Below are 24,240 nucleotides of genomic sequence, written 5' to 3' on the forward strand. Positions count from 1 at the left end.
GGTGAGGGGGGAGCGACGCAAAACGATTGCGGAGCGGGGCGGGGCCGATAGACGTCCTGCTATCGGTCGCAGAGTGGCTCGACGACTACCGATCCCGTTCGAACCCGGCGGCGAACGTCGCCTCGGAGACGGAGAGGACCGTCGGTCGGCCGTGCGGACAGGCGAAGGGACGCTCACACTCCCCGAGGCGGTCGAGCAGTGCGCGAGTCGCGTCGGCGTCGGTGAGCTCTCCACGCTTCAACGACGGGTGACAGGCGAGGTCGGCCAGCAGGCGCTCGCGGGCGTCACGGGCATCGCGACCGCTCCGGCCGCCGGATCCCGAGCCGGGGTCCGACAGCGTCGCGAGCGCGTCCCGGAACGCCCCGACATCGGCGGTGCGGCCGAACGGCGCGGGCACCGTCCGGATCCTGACGGTTCCACCGCCAAACGGCTCCGTCTCGAAGCCGAGCGCGGCGAGGTCGTCGGCGTGCGTCTCGGCGGTCGCGACCTCCGACGCCGAGAGCGACACCGCTGCCGGGGGGTCGAGTTCGGCGGTCGGGAGGGGGTCGCCGTCGAACGCGCGGGCGAGCCGCTCGTAGTTCACTCGCTCGTGTGCGGCGTGGGCGTCTACCACGAGCAGCTCGTCGCCCGACTCGACGAGCGCGTAGAGGTCTCGAAAAGTTCCGATCGGCTCGGCGTCGGCGAACGTCGCCGACCGCGACCCGTCCGCCTCACCGACCGGGTCGAGCGCGGTGTCGAGGTCCGTCGCGACCTCGGCCTGCCGCCGGAGGTCCGCGCCGGTGAGCGCGTCCGCGACCGCGGATTCGACCGCGTCGGCGACGGTGTCGGCGTCGCGGAGGCCGACTTCCCGCTTTGCCGGGTGGACGTTCGGATCGATCCGGTCCGGGGGAAGTCCGACGTCGACCGCGGCGACCGGCTCGCGGCCGTCTGGGAGCAGCCGGTCGTAGCCCGCCCGCACCGCGCCGGCGACCCGGTCGTCACGGACCGGGCGACCGTTCACCGAGACCCGGAGGTGGTCACGCGACGCGCGGGTGACGGAGGGGTACGCGAGGACGCCGCCCATCTCGACGGGAACCGCGTCGTCGCCGGATTCGAGGGTGTGGCTCGCGGACACCGCGGTGGACCGGCTGGCGGTCTCCCGGTCGTAGACGCCGAGCAGGGCGTCGGTGACCCCGGTTCCGGGCGTCGACAGAGTCGTCGAGCCGTCGTGATCGAGGGTAACGGCGACGTGGGGGTTCGCGAGCGCGTAGTCGGCGACGAGAGCCGAGATCCGCGAGAACTCCGCGCGCGACCCGGCGAGCGCCTCCCGGCGGGCCGGCCGGGTCGCGAACAGGTCACGGACGACGACGGTCGTGCCGCGGGCGCGGCCGACATCGGAGACGTCCGGGTCGGAGCGATCCTCCGTATCAGCTCCGCCCCCGTCTCGCGGGTCGACGACGACCCGGGTTCCGACCGCACCGCCGTCGTTGGTCGTCACCTCGAGACGAGCCGCGTCGGCGACCGCCGCGAGCGCTTCCCCGCGGAAGCCGAGCGAGTCGACCCCGACGGGGTCGGCGTCGGGCGCGAGCTTGCTCGTCGCGTGTCGCTCCACCGCGAGCCGGGCGTCCGCTCGGGACATCCCCCGACCGTCGTCCGCGACCCGGATCCGATCGGTTCCGTCGCCGTCGACCGCGATCTCGACCCGCGAGGCCCCCGCGTCGAGCGCGTTGTCGACGAGCTCGGCGACGACCCGCGCCGGTCGGGTGATCACCTCGCCGGCGGCGATCCGATCGACGGTGGCGGGGTCGAGCCGGCGGATCGGCTCTCTGTCGGCGTCGGCGTTGCGCTCGGCGTCGGGCCGATCAGTCGTCATGTGCGAGGCGGTCCTGGAGGTCGGAGAGTGTGTTCAGCGCCTCCATCGGAGTCGTTCTCGCGAGATCGAGGTCGCGGAGGATCGTGGCGACGTCGGGTGGGATATCCGCCGTCGACTCCGGGGAGTCGCCCGCGGACGATCCGCCCCCGGACGCGTCCGTCAGCGACGGGTCGGCTCGTTCGTCTCCCTCCGTCTCCTCCGTGAGGAACTCGCGGAGCGAGGCGTCGTCGACGTCCGGGGCATCGTCAACACCGAGAGCATCGTCAACGTCACCGGGAGCGTCGTCGTCATGGGAGTCCGCGTCAGTGGAGTCCGCGTCGTCGCCGCCGACGGCGCTTCCGCCGGCAGCGGAGTCGCTCTCGCCCTCGTCGACCGCGACCAGCTCGCGCGACCGGTCGACGACGGGAGCGGGAACCCCAGCCAGCTCGGCCACCTCGACTCCGTACGACGACGAGGACGCGCCCCGAACGACCCGATGAAGGAAGGTCACGTCGCCGTCCTCGCGGGTGGCGGAAAAGTGGAGGTTGAACGCACGCTCGCGCTCCGCAGCGAGGTCGGTCAGCTCGTGATAGTGTGTCGCAAAGAGCGTGGTCGCGCCCAGCTCGTCGTGGACGAACTCGGCGGCCGCGCGGGCGATAGCTCGTCCGTCCGTCGTGGCGGTACCGCGGCCGACCTCGTCGAGGAGGACGAGCGAGTCGGAGCCCGCGTCGTGGAGGATCTCGGTCAGCTCGCTCATCTCGCGCATGAACGTCGACTGCCCCCCGGCGATGTCGTCGGAGGCCCCGACCCGCGTGAACAGCCGCGAGAGTACCGGGAGCCGGGCGGCCTGCGCGGGGACGAACGAGCCGGTCTGTGCGAGCACGACCGCGAGTGCCACCTGCCGCATGTACGTCGACTTCCCGCTCATGTTCGGGCCGGTGATCACGGCGACCGAGCCGCGCGGCAGGTCCGCGTCGTTGGGGACGAACGCGTCCTCCGTCCGCTCGACGACCGGGTGCCGACCGCCCTCGATCCGGATTCCAGCGTCCGGATCCTCGGTCACTTCGGGTCTGACGTAATCGTTCGCGACCGCGACCGCCGCAAGCGACGCGAGCACGTCCAGATCCGCGAGCGCGTCCGCGAGCGCCTGGATCCGCTCCGTCTCCTCGGCAACCCGGTCGCGCACCTCGACGAACAGCTCGTACTCCAGCGCATCGGCGCGCTCGGCGGCCCCGAGGATCTCCTCCTCCCGCTCCTTCAGTTCCGGCGTGTAGTAGCGCTCGCTGTTTTTTAGGGTCTGCCGGCGGTGGTAGTCGTCCGGCACTCGGTCGAGGTTGGCGTCGGTCACCTCGATGTAGTAGCCGTGGACCTGCGTGTGTCCGACCGAGAGCGAGTCGATCCCGGTCCGATCGCGCTCGCTCGCCTCCAACTCGGCGACCCACTCGCGACCCTCGCGCTCGGTGGCGCGCAGCTCGTCGAGGTCGCGATCGAACCCGTCGCGGATCACTCCGCCATCGGTGATCTCCTGTGGCGGATCCGCGGCGATCGCGTCGTCGATCAGCTCGCGGATCTCGCCGAGTTCGTCGAGGCGGTCACGGAGGTTCGTGAGGTGGTCGGTTCGGGGGAGCGAGTTCCCACTCGCTCCGGCGGTGTCCGTGGCGTCCGTCGCCGCCTCCGAGAGCGTCGCCTTCAGCTCGGGAACCATGTCGAGGGTCGCGTGTAGCGACCGGAGGTCGCGGGCGTCGGCACGGCCGCGGGACACCCGTCCGATCAGCCGTTCGAGGTCGTACGCGGTCGAGAGCGCGTCCGCGATCCCCTCCCGAGCGAGGGTCCGGTCCGCCAGCTCGCCGACCGCGTCGTGTCGGCTCCGGATCGCGTCGGCGTCGACCAAGGGACGGCGGAGCCAACGTTCCAGACGCCGGCGACCGAGCGCGCAGTTCGTCTCGTTGAGCACGTCGAACAGCGTGTCGCTCGCGCCGAGCCCGCGGTTCTCGAACAGTTCGAGGCTGCGCTGGGCCGCCGCGTCGAGCCGGAGGCCGTCGCGAGGGTCGTACCGGCGGACGCGCGAGACGTACTCCAGAGGCCCGTCGTCGCCCTGCGTGTACTCGGCGTACGCCAACACCGCGCCCGCGGCACGGAGTTCGGCGTCGTACTCGAACCGACGCTCGGGCGCGGAAACGTACGGCTCCAGTCGATCGCGGGCCGCCCGGCGGTCGAACGCCTCGGGATCGTACTCGTGGCGCTCCCAGTTGCCGGCGGCGTCCGAGGGAGCGAACGCGGCCGCGTCCGGTCCGACGATCAGCTCCGCGGGCGCGACCCGGTCGAGCTCCCCGATTACGGTGTCGGGATCCCCTGCGGTAACGAGACACTCACCGGTGGAGACGTCGACGGCGGCGAGCCCGAGCGTCGGATCGGGCTCGTCGTGGGAGGTGGTTTCCTCGGCCGATCCGGACGCCAGCGCGGCGACGTAGTTCGTCGTGCCCGACTCCAGCAGGTCGTCCTCGACGACGGTCCCGGGCGTTATTACCTCGGTGACGGCGCGGTCGACGAGCCCCGAGGCCTGCTCTGCGTCCTCGACCTGATCGCCGAGCGCGACGCGGTAGCCCGCGTCGAGCAGCGTGTCAAGGTAGGGCGCGGCGTTGTCGATGGGTATCCCTGCCATCGGGTACTCGCCGGTCGAGTCGGTTCGCTCGGTGAGCGTCACCTCACAGACGCGGGCGACGGTCTCGGCGGCCTCACAGAACGCCTCGTAGAAGTCACCCACCTGGAACAGGACGAGCGCGTCCTCGTGGGCGGCACAGAGGTCGGCGTACTGCGAGAGCATCGGCGTGAGCTCCTCGCGGGCCGCCGCGATCCCGGGCGGGAGCCCCGTGACTGTCTCCCGATCCGGCGTTGACATACCACCGATCGGGTCGGCCGAGAACATAAACGGCACGGAGCACCGAAACGACCGTCGGTTCGGGCGGACGAGCGGTTCGGACGGACGAGCGGGCGGCGGTCGGTGTCGAGCGGATGAGGCCCGTCTCCCGAGAGTCTTACAGTCCTCGACGCCGTGATCCGGGACGTGGAGAACCGTACGATACTCGTCGGGCTGGCGGCGACGTTCATCGGGCTCACGGCACTGTTGCTCGTCGGCGGGGTCGTCGTCAGTCCCGTCCTCCTCGCGGTCGCCGTCCCCTTCGGCGTCGTCGCGTACCTGTTGTGGTACCACGCCAGCGGTCGGCTCCGCGATCGAGTGCGGGTCGAGGCCGACCGGATCGGCCCGACGGAGCGCGAGCGCGCCAGACAGCGCGCGAGGGCGGCCGAGAACCGACGTGACGCCTATCGGGCGGCCGGTGCCGGGGGACGCGGTGGACGCCGGAGCGGGACGGGAGGAGGCCGGGACCGGCGAGAGCGGGCACCCCGCACGAACGGCATGTCCGAGCGCGAGGCCTACGAGACGCTTGATCTCGACCGTACCGCCGACCGCGAGGCGATCCGATCGCGGTACCGGGAGCGCGCGAAACGACTCCATCCCGACGGGGAAGACGGGGACGAGGACGCGTTCAAAGACCTGAACCGCGCCTACGAGGTTCTGACCGACTGAAGCAGGTCAGACGTGGGGAGCGAGGAACGCCTCCGCGTCGTCGAGCTCCGCCTGCGTGTTGACGTTGGTGAAAGTCCGCTCGGTCGTCCGGCTGCGGATGGTGGCGTCGTCGACGACGACCGCGTCGAGCCCCTCGACCGTGTCGAGGACCTTGCGCTCCCCTCGGGCGAGCGTCCGGTCACAGGCGGTCGCCATCGCGTCCGCGTGATACACCGCCTGCGTCGTCTGGAGCCATCGGTCGGAGAGTCGAGGGACTGCGGCGTCGTAGCTGCGGCGCGCGTCGTCGTGGACACCGGTGCCGCTCGCACCGTCGCTGCCGTCGACTCCCTGGCCCCGGGCGTCGTCGAAGAGGGAGGCCGCGAACCAGGGGTCGACGAACGGCATGTCGCAGGCGACGACGAGGACGTACTCGTCGGGTGCGGCCCGACAGGCGTTGCGGATCCCCGCGACCGGCCCCCGATCGCTGTCGTCGTCGAGTGCCCAGCGGATCGGCAGGGGGACTCCCTCCATCGCCGCGGTGATGGCGTCCCGCTGGTCGGGGCGGCAGTTCACCACGAGGTCGTCGACGACCGGGTCGCAGCCGCTTGCGCGGTCGGCTCCCGGGGGGACCGGATCGTCGACGCCAGCAAGGCGGTTCGCAACCCGACGGATCATCGGGACGCCGCCGAGCTCGGCGACCGACTTGTCGACGTCGCCGAAGCGGGTCGACCGGCCGCCGGCGACGATGGCACCGGTTGGCATACGAACCCGGTCGAAGCGGAGCGGCTTCTGGTTTGCGGTCGGGGGTATCGGGGTCGGGGAGCGATGGGAACGGATCCCCGTTTCCGGCGTTCGTTCCGCCGAAAGCGACCCGTTAAGTGGCCGGCAGCCCTACCGATACACATGCCAGAGGCAACGGATCTGGAGGAGCTGAAGCGGGGGACCGAACTGGTCAAGCGCGGCTTCGCGCGAATGCAGAAGGGCGGCGTTATCATGGACGTCGTCAACCGCGAGCAGGCCCGCATCGCCGAGGACGCAGGGGCGGTCGCGGTGATGGTGCTCGAGAACGTCCCGGCGGACATCCGGAAGCGTGGCGGCGTCGCGCGGATGCCCGACCCGGAACGCGTTCCGGAAGTGATCGACGAGGTGTCGATCCCGGTGATGGGGAAATCCCGGATCGGTCACCGCAAGGAGTCGGAGATCCTCGAAGCGCTCGGCGTCGACATGATCGACGAGAGCGAGGTGCTCACGCCCGCCGACGACGAGTACCACACCGACAAGCGCGACTTCACGTCTCCGTTCGTCTGCGGGGCTCGGAACCTCCCCGAAGCGCTCCGCCGGATCCGCGAGGGCGCGGCGATGATCCGGACGAAGGGCGAGGCCGGCACCGGCGACGTCAACCAGGCCGTCAAACACCAGCGGACGATCAAAAAGCAGATCCGCACCCTCACCGGGCTCAACTACGAGGAGCGCGAGGAGTGGGCCCGCGAGCACGGCGCGCCGCGGGATCTGGTCCACGAGGCCGCGGAGGCCGGTCGGCTCCCGGTCGTCAACTTCGCGGCGGGCGGCATCGCCACGCCAGCGGACGCGGCGCTGATGATGTATCACGGCTGTGACGGCATCTTCGTCGGCTCCGGCATCTTCGGCGCGGAGGACCCCGAGGCGATGGGCAAGGCCATCGTCGAGGCCGTCAATAACTGGGACGACCCCGAGGAGCTCGCGCGGATCGCCTCCGGGACGGGCAAGGGCATGAAGGGGCAGTCCAACGAGGACATGGCCGAGGAGGAGAAGCTCCAAGGCCGCGGCGTTTAAAAGGGAATCCGGGCTCTGAGCCGGTGCGGTGTCTTATAAATGGCTGCGAGCGGTCTCCCGGCGAATGTCGACTCCGTTCCACTGGACGCTTCGCGCTACTCGAACCTCTGTACTCGATACCGGGAGTAGATCGGATATACTGAGACGGTGGTGTTTATAAGCGAGAGAGCGGTGTTGCTGGCGGCGGTTTATAAATGAACGAGGCAAGGGATATCTCTTCTAAATCCCCAGCTCTCCGTTTATAAGTCGGAGACTGCGGATCGACGGTGAAGGCCTCCAAAGCCCCAGCCTCGTCGCTGGCGGCGGCAGCCGCCAGCGACTCCCTCGCGGTTCGGGGCTCGGAGAGCCGCTCACCGAGGCGCGGGGCGAGAGCGACGCTCTCGCTAGCAACCGGCGGCGGAGCCGCCGATGACGCCACCGTGTCGTCCATTTATAATCGATCGTCGCGGCCGCTCACAGTCTTTTACATTCGATCACGTCGCTGCCGATGTGAGAAACTCACTCCCGAGATCACTCACTACTCGTGGAACCCAACGAACGCCTCGCCTCACTCCTCCAGTATCGTCGCACCGCGGCCGATCTTGGTCTGGTACGCGCGGGCCTCGATCCCGGCGGCGGCGAAGGCGTCGAGCATGGAAGCGGCGATGGCCTGCCGCCGATCGTCGTGACAGGCGGCGATGATCGCGGGACCGGCTCCGCTGACGGTGACGCCGGTCGCGCCGGCGTCGAACGCGGCCTCGCGAACGTCGTCGTAGCCGGTGATGAGGCGTGCGCGCTCGGGGGTGACGACCGGGTCGCACATTCCCGATCCGACGAGATCAGGGTCGGACCGGCACATCCCGACCGCGAGGGTGGCAGCGTTGCCGACGGTCGCAACGAGGTCGTCCATCGAGGCCGTCTCGGGGACGACGCGGCGGGCGTCCCGCGTCGAGACGGCGACATCGGGGAGGCAGACGACGAGCGGCACGTCCGCGTCGACTGCGGTGGTCCCGTCGGCGGCGGTGACGGTGAACCCGCCGAGAATGGAGGGCGCGACGTTGTCGGAGTGAGCGACGCCGGAGACGACCGCCTCGCCCTCCGCAGCGACGGGGACCAGCTCGTGTCGGGAGAGCCCCCGGTCGTAGAGTTCGTTGAGCGCGACGGCGGCCCCCGCGGCGCTGGCGGCCGAGGATCCGAGCCCGGAGGCGGGTCTAACGCCCTTGTCGATGTGGATGCGTGCGGGCGCGTCGAGCGCATCGACGACCGCACCGACGGTGTTGGAATCGGGGTCCTCGGGGATGTACTGGGCACCGACGCCGGTCACCTCGATGGTGGTCCGATCAGCGCGTTCGACCGTGATAACGTCGGCCGGGCGCGAGAGCGCTACCCCGAAGACGTCGAAGCCGCTGCCGAGGTTCGCGCTGGTGGCGGGTGCCCGTACCGTGACCATGGCGGGGAGTCGATCCGGGGCATCAAAAAGGAGCGGGATCGAACAAGCGTGGGGCGGGCACGGGACGCGATCGAGGGCAACGGGAACACGAGCGGGAGGAGAGAGCGGGAGCGAAACCGACGACGGTGACTACGAGTCCGCGGTGGTCCAGAGCAGCGGACCGACGACCGCCAGGCCGATTCCGAAGAGAACGTAGACCGCCGGCAGCGTCGTGAACGGGGCCATGAGGAAGATCGCGCCGAAGCCCATGACGACCGTCGCGATCACCTTCTGTGATTTCAACGGGGCCGCGCCCAGAAGCGAGACAACGAACGCGAGCAGCAGGGCGTGCCCGAGGTGGTAATCGAGCAGGAACGCGTCGATGGTCAGCGGCGAGAGCATCTTGTCGAGGAGTGGGAGGGATTCGCGCATTAAAGTTCCGTTTCGCGGGAGGGGCGTAATATCGACGGACTCAGGTGTATCGTGACGGGATACACGGATCTCCTGCCGCGTTTCCGGCGGCTCGTCGATCCCTGATTATAAGCCCCGCCGCGTCGACCACGAAGCGTGCGACTCGTTCAAGTGATGATCCCGGCGGGGAAACGCGCGGCGGTCGTCCGCGCGCTCGACGAGGAGGGGGTCGACTACGTCGTCACCGACGAGACCAGCGGCCGCGAGTACACGGCGGTGGCGACGTTCCCCCTCCCGACCGCAGCGGTCGAGCCGGTCCTCGAACGGCTCCGCGAGGCCGGGATCGACGAACGGACCTACACCGTCATCGTCGCCGCGGAGACGGTGATATCGCGGCGGTTCGAGGCGCTAGAGGAGGAGTACGCGAGGGAGTCCGATCGCGCGGAAGACCGAATATCGCGTGAGGAGCTACAGGCGAAGGCGGCCGACCTTGCCTCCGGAATGCGGACGTACGTCCTCATGACCGTTATTTCGGCGGTGATCGCGACGGCGGGGTTGCTGTTGAACTCGCCGGCGACCGTCGTCGGGTCGATGGTGATCGCGCCGCTGATAGGGCCGGCGATGTCGGCCGCCATCGGGACCGTCGTCGACGACGAGACGATGTTCCGTCGTGGGGTCCGAATGCAGGTGATCGGCGTCGGTGTCGCCGTCCTCTCGGCGACGCTATTCGCCGCAGCCCTGCGCTCGCTCGCGTTGGTTCCGCCGGGACTCAACCCGCTCGAACTCGCGGAGGTCGCGGAACGGCTCGCCCCGAACGTGCTCGTGCTCGCGGTTGCCATCGGAGCCGGCATCGCGGGTATCGTCTCGCTGATGACCGGCGTCTCCGCGACGCTCGTCGGCGTGATGATTGCGGTGGCGCTGATCCCGCCCGCCGCCGCCGTCGGCATCGGGATCGCCTTCGGGATCCCCCGGCTCGTCGTCGGCGCGGGCGTGATCGTGGCGGTGAACGTCCTCTCGATCAACCTCTCGGCGCTCGTCGTGTTGTGGTACAACGGCTATCGACCCCAGCAGTGGTTCCGTGAGGACGACGCACGGGCGGCGCTCGTCAAGCGCGTCGGGGTGCTCGTCGTCGCTATCGCGCTCCTCTCCGTGTTTCTCGGCGGCGTCACCTACGAATCGTACGTCGCGTCGACCACCGAAACCGACATCCGAAACGCCGTCGGCGACGAGTTGGCGGCCATCGACGGCGGAATGGAGCTGTTGGAACTCGACGTCCAGCGGAGCGGTACCGTCCCGCCGCTGTCGACTGATCGCGTCGTAGTTACGATCGGCGCACCCCCAGGAACGACCATCGACGGACTCGCAACACGGTTGGACGAGCAGATCGAGGCGGTGACCGGTGACCGCGTGGACGTGGAGGTCAGAGTAGTAACGGTTGACCGGGCATAGCCCACGACTGGACTCGCGAGCGTCCTGTGTTATCCGACTGTCCGGGCGTTCCGACGGCTCACCGCTCCTCGCCGTCTCGCGTGGGTAAGTCGGGGTCGTACTCGACCGCGTCGACGACCATATCGAGGACGGACTCGACGTTCTCGTTCTGGGTGACGCTCATCGTCGCGTCGACAGCCTCGGCACGAACCGCGTCGAAGCGGTCGTGTTTGTTCGCGACTGTGAGAAGCGGGATCGACTCGTCGAACAGCGCACGGACCTCCTCGCGGAGTTCGAGTTGGACATCGAGGGGGTACCCACAGTCTCCGGACGGGTCGAGCACGAAGAGGACGACATCCGCGAGGTGGGCCACCGCGCTCACCGCCTGCCGCTCGATGTCGTTGCGCTCCGCTTCAGGACGGTCGAGCAGTCCAGGCGTATCGACGATCTGGTAACGAATATGATCGCGCTCGAAGTGTCCGACCTGAACGCCGCGGGTTGTGAACGGGTACTCGGCGATCTCGTTTGCGGCGCGGGTGACGTGGTTCACGAACGAGGATTTGCCGACGTTCGGGTAGCCCGCGACGACGATAGCGGGTTCGTCGGGGCGGATGTCCGGTAGGTCCCGCAGGTCGTCACGAGAGTCACCGATGTAGCGGAGGTCGTCTTCGATCTGGTCCATGACGTCCGCCATCCGGGCGAACGCCTGCTTGCGGTGTTTCCGAGCGGTGTCGACGTCGGAGTTGCGGATCTTCGTCGTGTACTCGTCACGGAGGTCCTCTATCTGCCGACTCGCCCACATTACCTGTGAAAGTGCCTGTCGGAGGCGGTCGACATCGACGATGGCGTCCGCGAGTTCGTAGTAGAACGGGTCGACGTCGAAGCCGAAATCCGGCCACGAAACGACGACGTTCTCTAAGTTGTCCGAGAGGATGTTGCCGGCGGTCCGCAGCATCGACTCCTGGGCCTCGTGGCCACGCTTGGCGCGACCCGCGCGTGCCGCACGGGAGAATGCCTTGTCGACGAGTTCCTCTGAGCGGGGGGTCGTCGGGAGGCCCTCAAATATCATACGCCGGTGTACCCCGCCGAGAGGGATAAGGGCGTCCGTTTCCGGGCCATGCGGGACGCGAAGGGGAAAACGGACCCTCGACACGCTCCGATACGTTTACGCACGTCCGTGGCCGCCCCTGTGACATGAGTCTTGAAGCCACCGTGGCCGCCCCGTTCCAGTGGCACGCCGCGGAGCGGCTGGGCGAGGGCGAGTTCGTGGTGGCGCTCTCGCTGGAGCGTGACTGGTTCTCACCGGACCAAGCGAAGCGGCTCGTCGACGTGGCGGTCGGGCGGGGACTGGTCGAGGAAGAGGACGGTGACCTGCTTGCCCGATTCGACCCGGACGAGGTGACGATACCCGAGGGGTTTCACCCCTCGGAGGACGTGTTGCGCGAGCAGTCGACGTTCGAGACCGCGCTCGACGCCATCGTCGACGCCGGCGTCGAGAAACAGCGCGCGGTCGCGGGGATCAACGAGCGACAGCGCGCGCTCGCGATCACCATCGAGGCGGCGGCAGTCCTCTACGCGAAAGAGCGGGGAGCGGCGGTCGACCACCTCGCTGCCGACGTTCGGTCCGAACTCACGGGGGGCGAGTGATGGCTGAAGAGCGCCTGACCGACGGCGTCCGGATCGCGCAACTGCTCGCCTCGGAGGTGACCGGGAACCACGGACGGCTCCGGGATCTGTCGGTGACAGACGCCGATCCCGACGTAGAGCCGACGCCGGACGGTGCGCTCGCGTACGCACTCGTCGACGGCAACAATCGACTCGGCGAGGCGTTCGTCCAGCCCGACCGCGTCAGGGTCGAGTTCCGGGTCGCGCCGGACGCCGCCGCCGACGCCGCCGGAACTGCGGGGCTCCGCGTCAGGCCGAAGGCGACCCAGCCGCCGCGGACGCTGGTGTTCGTCGAGAGCGGCGCAGAAGTAAAGCGAGTCCTCCCGGTGCTCGAAGCCGTACTCGAAACGGGAAGCCGTTCCGCAAACAGTGACACGTAGTACGGGAATCGAGGCGGTCCGCGGTGGCTCCGAGCCGAGCGGTTCGCCTACTCCGGGCTCCCGCCATCGCCCATGGCCACGTCGCGTGTCGACCCGGCCGACGGACCGTCGCTCGACCCGTCGCTGACATCGAACGCTCGGAGCAGCTCTTGGAGCCGCTCGGCCTGATCGACGAGGGATCCGACTTCGGTCGTCGCTTGCGACATCGCCGATAGCTGGTCGGCGGCCGCCGTCGAGACCTCATCCGCCTCCTCGGCGGTCGACTGGCTGATTCCCGCCACCTCCTCGGCCATCGACACCGTCTCCTCGGTGCTCGCGGCCTGATCGTCGGTTGCGTTGCTGATCTCGCGGATTCCCTCGTCGGTCTCGGCGGCGTTGTCGGCGACCCGAGTGAACGCGTCGGCCGTGTCGCGGACGGCGTCCGCACCGGCGTCCATGTGTTCACTCGCCGTGCGGACCTCCTCCACCGTCGCCGTTGTCTGTCGTTGGGTCCCCTCGATCAGCTCCTCAATCTCTTCGGCCGCATCCTTCGTCTCCTCGGCGAGCTGTTTCACCTCGTCGGCGACGACGGCGAAGCCGTCGCTCGATCCCGTTCCGTCGCCGCCGGCGCGCGCGGCCTCGATGTTGGCGTTGAGCGCGAGGAGGTTGGTCTGCTCGGCGATATCGCCGATGAGGTCGACGATCTCGCCGATGTCGTCCATCCGCTCTTCGAGCAGCCGGACGTTCTCCGCGGTCGACTCGATCGCCGCCTGCGACTCCTGGACGCTATCGATCGCCGTCTCGGCGGTGTCTTCACCCTCATCTGCGATCCCGGCCGTCTGCTGGGCGGCGTCAGCGACAGTTTCGGTCGAGGAGGCGACCTCCTCGATCGCTGCCGAGAGGTTGTTCATTTCGCTCGACACCTGCGTGAGCATCTCCCGCTGTTCGTCGGCACCCTCCGCGATCTCTCCGATCGACTCGGTCACGTCCTCGCTGAGTCCCTCGGCGGTGTCGACGTTCGACATCGCCTTGCTGCTCGCGTCGGACACCTCGTGGGCGAACGACTGGATCTCCTCCATCGTCGCCTCGATATCGTCCATCATCTCGTTGAACGCCGCGCCGATCTGCTCCATCGCTTCGCTCTCGCTGTCGGCGTCGAGCCGAACCGTCAGGTCACCGGCAGCGGCACGGTCCATGCCCGTCTGGTACTCGTCGGCCTTCGTTTCGAGGTGCTGGTTCAGGCGTTCGACCTCCTCGCGGCGCTTCTCGACTTCCGATTTTGCCGCCTCGACGTCCTGTATCTCCGCCTTCTGCTCCGCGACGGTGTCGAGTTTCTCCTCGACGTCCCGCCGTGACGACTCTATCGACGACCACAGCTGAAGAATGCCGAACACGCCGGCGAGGACGAACGCCGCGTGGACGTTCGCCCAGAAGCCGTGGTTTTGCATCGCCGGCTCGTGGTTGAACATCATCCCCATCTCGAGTATCGAAAACAGCTGGTGGGTACCGGCGACGACCGCCACGCCGATCGCAAGCGGCACCCAGTCCTCGTACATGGCCAGCCAAACGATTGCGACGAAGTAGTGGAAGTGTGCCTCGATGAATCCGCCTGAAAAGGAGACGAGTACCGTGGACGCCCACGTCAACGCGAGCGCGATCGCGCCGGACCGTACCCGGCGCGGCAGCATTGGGAGCGCCGCGACGGCGGTCAGCGCGCCGACGGCCCCGACCCATAAAAGTAATTCAGTCGTCCCGATCGCCGGCAGGGTTGCTCCCGAGATCGGTTCCGGGCCTTCGAGCAGCCCGAGTCCGACGAGGAGCGGAACGTGGAGCGCCGCGATGACGAGCATGATCCGATGCCGACGGGCCCACGTGTCGGCGTCGATCTTGCTCCCATCGGGAATCGACTCGAACAACCCGTTGAGGCGGTCGGCCACGCCGGGATTCGTATTACTTGCCATAATTGTGCCTACCTCCAGTGTCCGAGTATATCAATCCTCAGCCACGATTATCATATCCAGTATTTTTTGCCGGTATGTGTGAGATAGCTGCCACAAACCGGACAGCGATCAACAGACGAACCGATCCGGCTGGAGAGCAGCGGCTCGGTGCGAAGCGGGCGAGCCGGACGCTTTTAAGTCTCGTCGGGACGCAGTACGGTCGTGACGCTCGATCCGATCCACGTCGAGAACATCGCGCGGCTCGCGTACGGCATCGCCGGCGACGTGGACACCACCGATCACGAAGACCTGTCGCGGCAGGTGTGGGAGGAGTGGCTACCCGAACTCTACCGCGACGGCCGGATCGTAATCGAGCCCGTCGGGGATCACGAGCGACGGCTGGCCCCGATCGACGACGTCGCGCTCGCGGACCGTCCGTTCGGGACGGTCCACGGGCTCGATTCCGGCACGATCAACCCGACGACGTTTAAAAACGGGCTCGTCGTCGACGTGGCTCACGCGGCGATGGCGTCGGAGCCGACCGACCTCGATCTCCACCGCGACCGCACCATCGTCGCGACGGTTCACGCGGGCGACTCGACCGCCGACTTCGACGGCGAGTGGACCGAACGGGACGCGGGTCACACCCGCCAGCGGGTGCTTCACGCGCCCCGCGTCAACCGGTACGCCGAGGGGGTCGTCCACGCGCTCGCGCTGTACCTCGCGGAGGGGACACACGCGCTCGATCACGCCGACGCGGTCGACGAACTCCTCGTGCTCGACGGCCCGATATATCCGAAGGAGCTGTTCACCTGGAAGGACCGCGATCCGGAACTGGGCGAGCTGGCGCGAGAGGCGAAACCGCGGGCGGTCGTCGAGAAGTACGTCCGGCTCGTCGAGCGGTTCGTCGAGCGCGACGTACCCCTCGCGGGGTTCGTGAAGAACCCGGCCAGCCGAACAATCGTTCGATCCCTGTCCCGGAAGGGCGTGGAGTCTCCCTGGCCCGACGACACCGCACTGTTCACTCGGCTGCTCGAACGCCGGGAAGATGGTGACGACGGCGAGCGCGTCGACGACGCGCTCACGTTCACCACGTGGTTCCACAGTCGCGGGGGCGCAGACGGGACGATGGCCGCCGACGACGACGCGCTCGGAATCGACCGTCGGCTCGACCCCGAACTGTACGAGCCGACGTTCATGGTGCTGTACGACCCGCGAACCGACATCACGTATAAATTGGAGGCACCGTACGCGTTCACCCGCGACGCGGACACGCGGGACCGCCTGACTCGACAGGTGCTCGCGGACGTGGCCACGACGCGAGGGCCGCCGACTGCGGTCGAGAAGGCCGACGCGCTCGCGCGGATCAACGCGACCGAGAAGGCGGCGCTACGACGGAAGTTCGAGGAGCGATTCGACAGCGACCAACAGGCGACTTACGACGACCATCGGTGGGGAAAGGACCGACGCTAGCCCGTTCATATCGAGTTGACCAGAAGCACGACGTAGATGGCCGCGTTGTAGACGCCGTGTGCCAGCCCGGGGATCAACACGTTGTCGGTGCGCTCGTAGAGGGCCCCCAGTACGCAGCCCAGTCCAACTACGACGCCGACGTACGCCCACTGCTCGGCCGTACTCCCGTCGATGCCCGGGAGGTGGATCAGGCCGAAGAGGACGCTCGCGAGCAGGATCGCGGGCGCAGCGTCGAGCGCGCGGCGGAGCCCCCCCTGGACGACCCCACGGAACAGCAGTTCCTCGACCGGGCCGACGACGAGCAGCGACACCGCGATCATCGCGAGGTAGTACGCGACCGGGTCGCCACCGGGGACGGTCGCCTGGTTCTGTGCGGTACCGAGGCCGACGGACTGAAGCCCGAACAGCGCGGCGTACTGGAGGACCAACAACGCGGCTCCCGCGCCGACGACGAGTCCGACGTCGCGGGCCGTGAGCCGGGAGATCCGGAGGAGGTCCCACTCCTCGGTGATCGCGAGATACCCGAGGGCCGCGAGGAGGAACCCGCTGAACTGGAGGACGGTCCGGAGCAGCTGCCACCCGTTCCCGCCCTCGACGACGATGCCGGCGCGGATTGCGAGCGACGAGACCGGCGCGGTAACCGCGCTCGCGACGACTAAGGCGAGCAGGACCGCGAAGGCGGCGCTCCCCAGGCGGAGGAGCCCGTGGACCGAAGCGGGGAGGTCGTCCGTCATCGGCGGTGCTAGGATGTGCGGGGTGTTAGGCGCTCCGGAAAGGACGGGATGTCGGACGGGTCGGACCGTGCTCGGAGAAGGAGGGTTCAGCGCCCCTCGATCCGGAGCTCGCGCTTGTCGTCGACCGCGTCGGCCTCGGGGAACGCTCCACCGCCGAGCAGGCCACGGGCCGCGTTTTTTCCCCACTCGACGGCGGGCTGGGTGAACGTCGAGACGCTCGCGAGCTCGCCGTACAGCACGCAGGCGGCTTCCATCCCGAACAGTAGCTCGCCGAGAGCGCGCTCGTCGACGCGGTCGATCTCGATCCGGACGTTCGGGACCCCCGCGGCCGCGAGGCTCGCCTCGGTCGCGTCGAACTCCGCGTCGAGCAGATCGCCGAGCGAGGAGCCGCCGAGGTACGCGAGCCCGTCGAGGTCGGTCTCGGGGATCGTCGACGTCGAGCGCTCCGTCGGGCGCAGGAGCGTCACGAGCTTGTCCGGCGGCCCGGCGCGGTACAGTTGGAGCTGGGAGTGCTGGTCGGTCGCGCCGAGCGCACGGGCGGGCGTCTGCCCGAGCCCGTCCTTGCCGAGGCTCTCGGCCCACAGCTGCGCGAACCACTCCGCGAACGTCTCCAGCGACTCCGCGTACGGCATGAACGCGTTCGTGCGCGCGCCGCGCTCCGCGAGCGCGTACGTCGTCGCACCGTAGGCGTACGCCGGCGACTCGAACAGCGACCCCGACAACGCATCCATCCCGTCACGCCCGCCTGCGAGCACCGCCTCGACATCGTGGCCCTGGAGGGCGGCGACCGCGAGCCCGACCGTCGAGAGCACCGAGAACCGGCCCGGGACGCCCTCGGGAACGTCGAGCGCAGGGAGGGCGTGGGCCTCGGCGAGCCGCCGGAGGTTCCCCGACTCGCCGGTTGTGACGAAGGTACGCTCGGTCCAGTCGACGCCCGCGTCCGCCATCGCCTCGCGGACGACGAGGAAGTTCGCGAGCGTCTCGGCGGTCGTTCCCGACCGGGAGACGACGTTGACGACGACGTCATCAAGCGGGAGGGAGGCGAGCAGGGCGTCGACGTGGTCGGGGTCGACGTTGTCGAGGAAGTAGGCGTCCACGTCGCTGTCGAGTGCGTCCGCGAGCGTCGCAGCCCCGAGCGCGCTCCCGCCGATGCCGACCGTGAGGACCGCCTCGGGGTCCTCGAAGGGCGCGACCGCCGCGCGGATCGCGTCCGGGTCGGTCGTCTCGGGGAGGTTCAGCGAGGCGTAGCCGAACTCGTCGTTCACCATCCCATCCGCGATCCGCTCGTGAGCGTCCGCGACCCGGTCGTCCAGTCGCTCCAGCGTCGCCTCCGTGACTCCCGGCGTCGTGCCGAGCGCATTGCCGATGTCGACGTTCATACCGAAAGAGCCGGGCGAGCGCGACTTAAGTATGGGCGACCGTGCGGCGGCGACGAAGGACGGCAACGTCGACCGGATGGCGCTGTCGACTGGGACCGTGGACCACGACCACCGCCGCAATACCGAGTTATATATTCGAACCGGCCGGAGCGGTGGCGCGCGCGGTCTGAGGACGACCGACGGGAGTCCTCGGCGCGTGCGAGGGACGCCGCGAGCGACTGTGTGAATCGCCTCGGGGTCAAGCCCCGAGGCTTCCCGTTTCCACGACATGACTTGCAGACACGGACTCGAAGTGAGTCGTGTCCGTAGCGGTCACAGTCTCCACGGGCGTGTCTTCGGGCCATCCCAGCCCTAATTCAGCAAAGCCTCTCTGTAGGACGTTCATCGCCGCATTCGCGTCCCTGTCTGTCTCAAATCCACACGACGGACAGGAGTGTTCCCTGACCCAGATGGGTTTCGCTGTCTCCACACTGCACGACGCGCATTCTTTGCTCGTGCCTCGGGCTTCGACCTGTACGACGCGACTGCCGTACAATTCTGCTTTGTATTCGAGCAGGGTGATGAACTGTCGCCACGCCGCATCCTGCTTATTTCGAGTGTTGTGCGACTGTTCAAGCATCCCCTTCACGTTCAGGTCTTCGACGAATACGGCGTCGTACTCGCGGACAAGCCATGTCGTTATCTTATGCTGGTAGTCCAGCACCTTCCGGCGAATTCGACGCTTGAGTTTGGCAACTTCGACTCGTTGTTTCTCGTAGTTATTCGACCCCTTCTCCTTCCGAGATAACTTACGCTGTTCGCGTCCGAGTCGCTCGTAGTCGTTTTTGAGGTCGAGCCAATCCACGGTTTTGCCGTCGCTAGTGTGGATGTAGTTGAGTATTCCGAGGTCGATGCCGACGCTGTTGCTCGCGTCCAGCGATTCCACGTCGGGTTTCTCGGGGAGATCGGCGTCGTCGGTTTCGAGGCCGAAGGAGACGAACCACTCGCCAGTCGTCTCCTTCTTGAACGTGACCTCTTTGATCGTGGCGTGGTCGGGAATCGGGCGGTGGTATCGAATCTTCACCCAACCGATTTTGCTGAAGCGGACGTACGCGAACCTGTCTTTGCCCCTCTTTTCATCGAGGTCGAAACCAGACTGGTTGTACGTGACGCTTCGATAATCGGTGGGTGCTTGCCGTTTGAGCCGACCAACGTTGTATCCCCTCTCCTTCTTTTTGCGAAGGTTCGAGAGGTTCCGATAGAAGCGTGCGACGGTGGCTTGGGCGGCCTTCGAGTGTAGTTTACCGAAGACGGGCCACTTTCGCTTCCAGTCGGGAAGTTTGTTGTTCTGGTCGTACTCACTCGGCTTATTGTCTTCCGGGGCTTGTTCGTAGTCCCAGCGGACGTGGTTGTAGAGCTGGCGATGAACATCCAGATGGTGTTCCAGTCCAGCCGCTACCTTTTGTGTCGGGTAAGCGTGGTAGCGGTGACTATGTTCCATCGCTGTCTATTGATTAGTGGTGTGTTCATTTAGTGGTTTGTATCACGAGTTGTCGGCTTCATCCCCGAGGTCAAGCCTCGGGGTATTCGCCTTGTCCGCCGATAAATCGATCACCGTCCCGACTCGTAAAACTCCTCGCGGTACACGCGCCCGAACGCGTTACGGCGGAGCGTGCTCACGGCCGCGTCCTCGCCGTCCTGAAACGTCGTCGCGATCACGGTCTCGGCGAAGGGGATCGGATGCCACGCGACGTTGTCGACGTCGTCGCCGCCGAGCCGGGTCACGTCTTCCTCGTCGTAGTCGGACGTGTCCAGCCAGTCGTCGAACTCGTCGTCCGTGCCGACGTGGACCGTCAGCAGTTCGGCGAAGATCGCGTCGCGGGCGGTCTCGATTACCTCGGGTCGAACGCGTTCGTCGTACTCGTCCGCGCCGAACTCCATCGCCTTCGCGGTCTCCCGGACGACCGTTTTCGCCGCGGGACCGGCGTCCTCGTAGCGTTCCAACGCCGCCGCGCGGGTGGTCGGCGCGAACGCGCCTCGGGTTCTCATGGCTAGCGGTCGGGAACCCACTGATAAGGGCGTTGTGCTACGAACCCGTGGCGTCATCCGGCGGGTCGTCCGACGCGTCGTCCGATTCCGTCTCGTTTTCGTCCGCATACATCTCCCGGGTCAACTCGCGTGCCTCCCGAACCGCGTCCGCCGCCTCCGGGTCGAGTTCCGAGAGGTCGGGATCGCGGAGCGCGGAGCGGGAGTCAGTGGCCCCGCCGTGGGCGTGATCGTGACCGCCGGCATCCACGTCGGGTCGGCCGCGGGGTCGACCGGTCGTGTCCTCGAACACCTCGTGGTACTCCGCGTTCTCGGCGTGATCCGTGACCATACTCGCGAGTCCTGCGGGGTCACGATCGCTCCAGTCGGGGGCGTACTCGTCGAGCCACGCCTCGTGGTCGTCGCCGTGGAGCATCGCCGTGAACGCGAGGTGATGCGCGAGGTGCTCGCCGTCGCGCTGGGGCGTCTCACAGACGGGGCACGCGTATCCCATGTCGAGCGTGGGTTCGTGAGTGAGCCGTAAAGCGGCGTCGGACGATGACGGCGATGACGTGGTTCTGATACATGGTTGACTGGGGGTCAGCGGTGGAGACTTTCAAAACCCCAGCTGCTTACTTATAAACGGTTGAGCACGGATCGACGGTGGACACCCCCAAAGCCCCAGCCGGACTTGACCTCCTCCCACGACTGAAGTCGTGGGCTCTCTCCTGCATTCTCTGTAGTCCGGCGACTGCCCCGTTGAGTCCCACTCCGGACAGCACCCGCACCTCACGCCTCCCCAGCCCCGTCACCGCACCACACTGATTTATTTAAGTATCGTCGTCTCCGTCGGATTCCCGCCTTCCGATCGACGGATCCGTCGGCGCTCGCGTGCGCGTTTCTCGCGGCTATAACAGCAACTTTATCACTCGCACGGGGCGAATTTCCGGTAAGACTACTCCGTTAGGAGGTCCAACAGTGACTGAAGCCAACACACAACCGGAGGTGAACATCGGTCTCGTCGGTCACGTCGACCACGGGAAGACGACGCTCGTGCAGGCGTTGTCCGGCTCGTGGACCGACCAGCACAGCGAGGAAATGAAACGCGGTATCTCGATCCGGCTCGGGTACGCGGACGCGACGTTCCGGCGCTGTCCCGGCGTCGACGAACCCGAGTGTTACACCACCGAGGAGGAGTGTGCCGACGGCTCGACGAGCGAGGTCCTGCGTACCGTCTCGTTCGTCGACGCCCCCGGCCACGAGACGCTGATGGCGACGATGCTCTCGGGCGCGTCGATCATGGACGGAGCGGTCCTCGTCGTGAGTGCCACGGAGGACGTCCCGCAGGCGCAGACCGAAGAGCACCTGATGGCGCTCGACCTCATCGGGATCGAGAACATCGTCATCGCACAGAACAAGGTCGATCTGGTCGATCGCGACCGCGCCGTCGACAACCACCGGCAGATCCAGGAGTTCGTCGAGGGGACGGTCGCGGAGGGCGCGCCGATCGTCCCCGTCTCCGCCGGTCAAGAAGTCAATCTCGACCTGCTCATGCAGACTATCGAGGAGGAGATCCCGACCCCGGAGCGCGATCCCGGCGAGGACGCCCGGATGTTCGCGGCCCGCTCGTTCGACATCAATCGACCGGGCGCAACCGCGAGCGAACTCAAGGGGGGCGTCGTCGGCGGCTCGCTCGTCAGCGGCGAGTTGGCGGTCGGCGACGGATTGGAGATCCGTCCGGGACGGCAGGTCGACGAGGAGGGACAGACGGAGTGGCGGCCGCTCGAAACGAGCGTTCGATCGCTACAGGCCGGTAACAACGACGTGGAGTCTGCTCGACCGGGCGGGCTGCTCGGCGTCGGTACGGGGCTCGACCCCAGCCTGACGAAGGGCGACGCGCTCGCGGGACAGGTCGCCGGCGAGCCGGGGACGCTTCCCCCGACGCGACACGAGTTCGAGATGAAAGTCGATCTGCTCGACCGCGTCGTCGGGAAGGAGGACGACGAGAGCGGCGAGAGCGATATCGAGGAGATCACGACCGGTGAACCCCTCATGTTGACCGTCGGCACCGCGACGACCGTCGGGGCCGTGACGAGCGCTCGCGACGGGGAGTGTGAGGTCAGCCTCAAACGCCCCGTCTGCGCGGAGGCAGGCGCACAGATAGCGATCAATCGGCGCGTCGGCGCGCGCTGGCGGCTCATCGGCATCGGGACGCTGTCGTAACGTGACCGGAAGCGACGATTCGTCTGGTAGCGGCGGGGCGGACGAGAACCCGGAAGCCGGGACATCGACTCCGGTACTCGCGCTCGACGCGAGCGCGCTGATGGCTCCGGTCGAGGCGAACGTTCGGCTGTTCGAGGAGCTCGATCGGCTCCTCGGAACGTACGAGACGGTCGTTCCCGGTTCGGTCCTCTCGGAACTCGAGGGGCTCGCGTCCGGTGCCGGAACGGCGGCGACCGCGGCGAGCGTCGGAGAAGATCTGGCAACGCGGGCACGGACGGTCGAGGTCGATGACAGCGAGGAGGCGGGCGAGATCGACGACGGGGGCGACACGTACGCGGACGACGCGCTGGTCGCGCTGGCGCGGACGGGCCGGGTCGACTACGTCGTCACGAACGACCGACCCCTGATCGAACGGGTGCTGGACGCGGACACACCGGTAATCTGTTTACGGGGGCGGAACACACTGGCGATAACGGAGCCGTAGCGGGTCCGGGCGGGCGGCAGCGGATCGACGCGCGGCGGCGACGACGGGAACGAACCGACGGACACAGGCGATCACAGACACAACCCACGCATATGTACAAACGAGTTCGACTCAAGGACACGGTCGAGGTGCCGCCGGAACACCTGGCGGACGTCACCGACCAGCGGGTGAAAGCCCTGCTACAGGACAAACTGGAAGGACGAATGGACGAAGACGTCGGCAGCGTCGTCAGCGTCATCGAGGTACACGATATCGGCGAGGGGGCGGTTCTTCACAACCGGCCCGGCGTCTACTACGAGGCGGAGTTCGACGCGCTCACGTTCGATCCCGACATGCAGGAAGTGATCGACGGGACCGTCGTCGAGACCGTCGAGTTCGGCGCCTTCGTCGGTATCGGCCCGGTGGACGGGCTGCTCCACGTCTCGCAGATCACCGACGAGTATCTCACCTTTGACGGGGCGAACCAGCAGCTCGCCTCCTCGGACTCCGATAAGACCCTCGGCGTCGACGACGCCGTTCGAGTCAGAGTCGTCACGAAAAGCGTCGACGAGCGGAACCCCCGTGACTCGAAAATCGGGCTCACCGCCAAACAGCCGGGACTCGGAAAACACGACTGGCTCGAAAGTGAACGGCGGCGGCGCGCGGAGTCCGGCGCGGCCGCGGAGGACGACTAATGGCAGAGGATCGGCTCGCTTGCCGGGAGTGTCACTACGTGAACGACCCGGATTCCCAGACGTGTGAGAGCTGCGGCTCCTCGTCACTCACCGAGGACTGGGCCGGCTACGTCATCGTCACGCGACCGGAGGAAAGCCAAATCGCCGAGGAGATGAACGTCTCGAAGGCGGGTTCCTACGCGTTGAAGGTTCGATAGACGGGGTCGAGACCCACGAATAATACTATGTTAACCCTCCCCGAGGATCTGCGAGACGCGTTCAAGGAGCCCATGGGGCCGGTAACGACCGACGCGGAGACGCTGGTCGCCGCCGCAGCCGAGACGCGGGGGACGTACGGCACCCCGGACGCTCCGATCGTCGCCGTCGGCGACGTCGTGACCTACCATCTCCGGGAGGCCGGTCGGATTCCGGAGGTCGCACTCGTCGACGGGAGGACCGAGCGAGAGGCGGTCAGGCCGGCGATCGCAGACGCCCTCGCGAGATCCGAGGGGCGGCGGATAGCCGTCGAGAACCCCGCAGCGGGACTCAGCGAGACCCTTTTGAACGCGATCGCGGAGGCGTTGGTCGACCCGGATCCGGTCGTGATCGAGGTCGATGGCGAGGAGGACCTGGCCGCGCTGCCCGCGATCCTCGCGACGCCGATCGGCGGCACCGTCGTCTACGGACAGCCCGGCAAGGGAATGGTTCGCGTCGCGGTGACCCCCGAGTCGCGAGCGGAGGCACGTGAGCTGTTCGAGGCGCTCGACGGCGACGTCGAGGCCGCATACGAGCGCCTCCGGATCGGCAACGACGACGAATAGCGAGTGATCCCGGGAGCAGGTCTCGCAGTACGGTGGAATGGTCGTTTATA

Annotated in this window: 23 protein-coding genes; 11 read left to right on the forward strand and 12 right to left on the reverse strand. The window is 67.6% G+C overall.

Features of this window, described 5'->3' with window-relative positions; genetic code table 11:
* Positions 1 to 85: 85 nt before the first annotated feature.
* Together mutL and mutS are read right to left on the reverse strand one after the other, a co-directional pair.
* On the reverse strand, positions 86 to 1,852 hold the full coding sequence (gene mutL, locus J2751_RS08210) for a DNA mismatch repair endonuclease MutL (RefSeq protein ID WP_209485016.1): 1,767 nt from the start codon (positions 1,850 to 1,852) through the stop codon (positions 86 to 88).
* Positions 1,842 to 4,730 (reverse strand): DNA mismatch repair protein MutS, encoded by a 2,889-nt coding sequence (mutS, locus tag J2751_RS08215; RefSeq protein ID WP_209485018.1) that lies wholly within the window; start codon positions 4,728 to 4,730, stop codon positions 1,842 to 1,844. Before mutS ends, mutL begins: the two co-directional genes overlap by 11 nt.
* A gap of 165 nt (positions 4,731 to 4,895) precedes the next feature.
* Between mutS and J2751_RS08220 the strand changes: the two genes are divergently transcribed.
* Positions 4,896 to 5,417 carry a J domain-containing protein gene (locus J2751_RS08220; protein WP_209485020.1) on the forward strand — a complete coding sequence of 174 codons (522 nt, stop codon included), beginning with the start codon at positions 4,896 to 4,898 and terminating at the stop codon, positions 5,415 to 5,417.
* Positions 5,418 to 5,423: 6 nt separating this feature from the next.
* Here the strand turns inward: J2751_RS08220 and mobA are convergent, their stop codons facing one another.
* A complete protein-coding gene (gene mobA, locus J2751_RS08225; RefSeq protein ID WP_209485022.1) occupies positions 5,424 to 6,158 on the reverse strand; it encodes a molybdenum cofactor guanylyltransferase in 735 nt (244 codons plus the stop codon).
* A 141-nt stretch (positions 6,159 to 6,299) separates the two neighbouring features.
* Between mobA and pdxS the strand changes: the two genes are divergently transcribed.
* Complete coding sequence (gene pdxS / locus J2751_RS08230; protein WP_209485024.1) at positions 6,300 to 7,208, forward strand: pyridoxal 5'-phosphate synthase lyase subunit PdxS; 909 nt, start codon at positions 6,300 to 6,302, stop codon at positions 7,206 to 7,208.
* A 547-nt stretch (positions 7,209 to 7,755) separates the two neighbouring features.
* On the opposite strand, the gene J2751_RS08235 is transcribed toward pdxS, so the two are convergent.
* Both J2751_RS08235 and J2751_RS08240 read right to left on the reverse strand, forming a co-directional pair.
* Positions 7,756 to 8,637, reverse strand: coding sequence for a homoserine kinase (locus tag J2751_RS08235; RefSeq protein WP_209485026.1), 882 nt, complete (start codon positions 8,635 to 8,637; stop codon positions 7,756 to 7,758).
* A 129-nt stretch (positions 8,638 to 8,766) separates the two neighbouring features.
* Positions 8,767 to 9,018 carry a hypothetical protein gene (locus tag J2751_RS08240; protein ID WP_209485092.1) on the reverse strand — a complete coding sequence of 84 codons (252 nt, stop codon included), beginning with the start codon at positions 9,016 to 9,018 and terminating at the stop codon, positions 8,767 to 8,769.
* A gap of 183 nt (positions 9,019 to 9,201) precedes the next feature.
* On the opposite strand from J2751_RS08240, the gene J2751_RS08245 reads away from it, so the two are divergent.
* Positions 9,202 to 10,476 carry a TIGR00341 family protein gene (locus tag J2751_RS08245; protein WP_209485094.1) on the forward strand — a complete coding sequence of 425 codons (1,275 nt, stop codon included), beginning with the start codon at positions 9,202 to 9,204 and terminating at the stop codon, positions 10,474 to 10,476.
* A 58-nt stretch (positions 10,477 to 10,534) separates the two neighbouring features.
* Here J2751_RS08245 and J2751_RS08250 read toward each other — a convergent pair whose 3' ends face one another.
* Positions 10,535 to 11,524, reverse strand: coding sequence for an NOG1 family protein (locus J2751_RS08250; protein ID WP_209485028.1), 990 nt, complete (start codon positions 11,522 to 11,524; stop codon positions 10,535 to 10,537).
* Positions 11,525 to 11,649: 125 nt separating this feature from the next.
* Between J2751_RS08250 and J2751_RS08255 the strand changes: the two genes are divergently transcribed.
* Positions 11,650 to 12,102, forward strand: coding sequence for a DUF2240 family protein (locus J2751_RS08255; protein WP_209485030.1), 453 nt, complete (start codon positions 11,650 to 11,652; stop codon positions 12,100 to 12,102).
* Positions 12,102 to 12,500: a hypothetical protein gene (locus tag J2751_RS08260; protein ID WP_209485033.1), complete on the forward strand. Its 399-nt coding sequence runs from the start codon at positions 12,102 to 12,104 to the stop codon at positions 12,498 to 12,500. The genes J2751_RS08255 and J2751_RS08260 overlap by 1 nt, the downstream gene beginning before the upstream one ends.
* A 47-nt stretch (positions 12,501 to 12,547) precedes the next feature.
* On the opposite strand, the gene J2751_RS08265 is transcribed toward J2751_RS08260, so the two are convergent.
* The gene (locus tag J2751_RS08265; RefSeq protein WP_209485035.1) at positions 12,548 to 14,440 is read right to left on the reverse strand and encodes a methyl-accepting chemotaxis protein; all 1,893 of its coding nucleotides are present in this window, start codon (positions 14,438 to 14,440) and stop codon (positions 12,548 to 12,550) included.
* A gap of 201 nt (positions 14,441 to 14,641) precedes the next feature.
* On the opposite strand from J2751_RS08265, the gene J2751_RS08270 reads away from it, so the two are divergent.
* The gene (locus tag J2751_RS08270; protein WP_209485037.1) at positions 14,642 to 15,892 is read left to right on the forward strand and encodes a DNA double-strand break repair nuclease NurA; all 1,251 of its coding nucleotides are present in this window, start codon (positions 14,642 to 14,644) and stop codon (positions 15,890 to 15,892) included.
* Positions 15,893 to 15,897: 5 nt separating this feature from the next.
* Here J2751_RS08270 and J2751_RS08275 read toward each other — a convergent pair whose 3' ends face one another.
* The 5 genes from J2751_RS08275 to J2751_RS08295 form a co-directional block, all read right to left on the reverse strand.
* Positions 15,898 to 16,626, reverse strand: a complete 729-nt coding sequence (locus J2751_RS08275; RefSeq protein WP_209485039.1) for a CPBP family intramembrane glutamic endopeptidase — start codon at positions 16,624 to 16,626, stop codon at positions 15,898 to 15,900.
* 86 nt (positions 16,627 to 16,712) lie between these two features.
* The gene (locus tag J2751_RS08280; RefSeq protein WP_209485041.1) at positions 16,713 to 18,005 is read right to left on the reverse strand and encodes a glucose-6-phosphate isomerase; all 1,293 of its coding nucleotides are present in this window, start codon (positions 18,003 to 18,005) and stop codon (positions 16,713 to 16,715) included.
* A gap of 238 nt (positions 18,006 to 18,243) precedes the next feature.
* Positions 18,244 to 19,485, reverse strand: coding sequence for an RNA-guided endonuclease InsQ/TnpB family protein (locus tag J2751_RS08285; protein WP_209485043.1), 1,242 nt, complete (start codon positions 19,483 to 19,485; stop codon positions 18,244 to 18,246).
* A 110-nt stretch (positions 19,486 to 19,595) separates the two neighbouring features.
* Complete coding sequence (locus tag J2751_RS08290) at positions 19,596 to 20,033, reverse strand: DUF5809 family protein (protein ID WP_209485045.1); 438 nt, start codon at positions 20,031 to 20,033, stop codon at positions 19,596 to 19,598.
* A gap of 37 nt (positions 20,034 to 20,070) precedes the next feature.
* Positions 20,071 to 20,523, reverse strand: coding sequence for a DUF5810 domain-containing protein (locus J2751_RS08295; protein ID WP_209485047.1), 453 nt, complete (start codon positions 20,521 to 20,523; stop codon positions 20,071 to 20,073).
* A 464-nt stretch (positions 20,524 to 20,987) separates the two neighbouring features.
* Here J2751_RS08295 and J2751_RS08300 point away from each other — a divergent pair, with 464 nt between their 5' ends.
* The 5 genes from J2751_RS08300 (at position 20,988) to J2751_RS08320 (ending at position 24,190) form a co-directional block, all read left to right on the forward strand.
* On the forward strand, positions 20,988 to 22,232 hold the full coding sequence (locus J2751_RS08300; protein ID WP_209485049.1) for a translation initiation factor IF-2 subunit gamma: 1,245 nt from the start codon (positions 20,988 to 20,990) through the stop codon (positions 22,230 to 22,232).
* 1 nt (position 22,233) lies between these two features.
* Positions 22,234 to 22,716 (forward strand): twitching motility protein PilT, encoded by a 483-nt coding sequence (locus J2751_RS08305; RefSeq protein ID WP_321168660.1) that lies wholly within the window; start codon positions 22,234 to 22,236, stop codon positions 22,714 to 22,716.
* 92 nt (positions 22,717 to 22,808) lie between these two features.
* Positions 22,809 to 23,390: a DNA-directed RNA polymerase gene (locus tag J2751_RS08310; protein ID WP_209485051.1), complete on the forward strand. Its 582-nt coding sequence runs from the start codon at positions 22,809 to 22,811 to the stop codon at positions 23,388 to 23,390.
* Positions 23,390 to 23,587, forward strand: a complete 198-nt coding sequence (spt4, locus tag J2751_RS08315) for a transcription elongation factor subunit Spt4 (protein WP_209485053.1) — start codon at positions 23,390 to 23,392, stop codon at positions 23,585 to 23,587. Before J2751_RS08310 ends, spt4 begins: the two co-directional genes overlap by 1 nt.
* A gap of 27 nt (positions 23,588 to 23,614) precedes the next feature.
* Entirely contained in the window at positions 23,615 to 24,190 is a 576-nt protein-coding gene (locus J2751_RS08320) for a GTP-dependent dephospho-CoA kinase family protein (RefSeq protein ID WP_209485055.1), read from the forward strand.
* Positions 24,191 to 24,240 lie beyond the last annotated feature (50 nt).

This window comes from Halorubrum alkaliphilum (assembly GCF_017873815.1).
Classification (GTDB): domain Archaea; phylum Halobacteriota; class Halobacteria; order Halobacteriales; family Haloferacaceae; genus Halorubrum; species Halorubrum alkaliphilum.

Bases quoted from the DNA above. Each gene is read 5' to 3' on its own strand.
- pdxS (WP_209485024.1), top strand. From the start codon at position 6,300: ATGCCAGAGGCAACGGATCTGGAGGAGCTGAAGCGGGGGACCGAACTG.
- J2751_RS08285 (WP_209485043.1), bottom strand. From the start codon at position 19,485: ATGGAACATAGTCACCGCTACCACGCTTACCCGACACAAAAGGTAGCG.
- J2751_RS08275 (WP_209485039.1), bottom strand. From the start codon at position 16,626: ATGACGGACGACCTCCCCGCTTCGGTCCACGGGCTCCTCCGCCTGGGG.
- J2751_RS08260 (WP_209485033.1), top strand. From the start codon at position 12,102: ATGGCTGAAGAGCGCCTGACCGACGGCGTCCGGATCGCGCAACTGCTC.
- J2751_RS08235 (WP_209485026.1), bottom strand. From the start codon at position 8,637: ATGGTCACGGTACGGGCACCCGCCACCAGCGCGAACCTCGGCAGCGGC.
- J2751_RS08245 (WP_209485094.1), top strand. From the start codon at position 9,202: ATGATCCCGGCGGGGAAACGCGCGGCGGTCGTCCGCGCGCTCGACGAG.
- J2751_RS08320 (WP_209485055.1), top strand. From the start codon at position 23,615: ATGTTAACCCTCCCCGAGGATCTGCGAGACGCGTTCAAGGAGCCCATG.
- mutL (WP_209485016.1), bottom strand. From the start codon at position 1,852: ATGACGACTGATCGGCCCGACGCCGAGCGCAACGCCGACGCCGACAGA.
- J2751_RS08295 (WP_209485047.1), bottom strand. From the start codon at position 20,523: ATGGGATACGCGTGCCCCGTCTGTGAGACGCCCCAGCGCGACGGCGAG.
- J2751_RS08280 (WP_209485041.1), bottom strand. From the start codon at position 18,005: ATGAACGTCGACATCGGCAATGCGCTCGGCACGACGCCGGGAGTCACG.
- J2751_RS08265 (WP_209485035.1), bottom strand. From the start codon at position 14,440: ATGGCAAGTAATACGAATCCCGGCGTGGCCGACCGCCTCAACGGGTTG.
- spt4 (WP_209485053.1), top strand. From the start codon at position 23,390: ATGGCAGAGGATCGGCTCGCTTGCCGGGAGTGTCACTACGTGAACGAC.
- J2751_RS08250 (WP_209485028.1), bottom strand. From the start codon at position 11,524: ATGATATTTGAGGGCCTCCCGACGACCCCCCGCTCAGAGGAACTCGTC.
- mutS (WP_209485018.1), bottom strand. From the start codon at position 4,730: ATGTCAACGCCGGATCGGGAGACAGTCACGGGGCTCCCGCCCGGGATC.
- J2751_RS08290 (WP_209485045.1), bottom strand. From the start codon at position 20,033: ATGAGAACCCGAGGCGCGTTCGCGCCGACCACCCGCGCGGCGGCGTTG.
- J2751_RS08310 (WP_209485051.1), top strand. From the start codon at position 22,809: ATGTACAAACGAGTTCGACTCAAGGACACGGTCGAGGTGCCGCCGGAA.
- mobA (WP_209485022.1), bottom strand. From the start codon at position 6,158: ATGCCAACCGGTGCCATCGTCGCCGGCGGCCGGTCGACCCGCTTCGGC.
- J2751_RS08240 (WP_209485092.1), bottom strand. From the start codon at position 9,018: ATGCTCTCGCCGCTGACCATCGACGCGTTCCTGCTCGATTACCACCTC.
- J2751_RS08255 (WP_209485030.1), top strand. From the start codon at position 11,650: ATGAGTCTTGAAGCCACCGTGGCCGCCCCGTTCCAGTGGCACGCCGCG.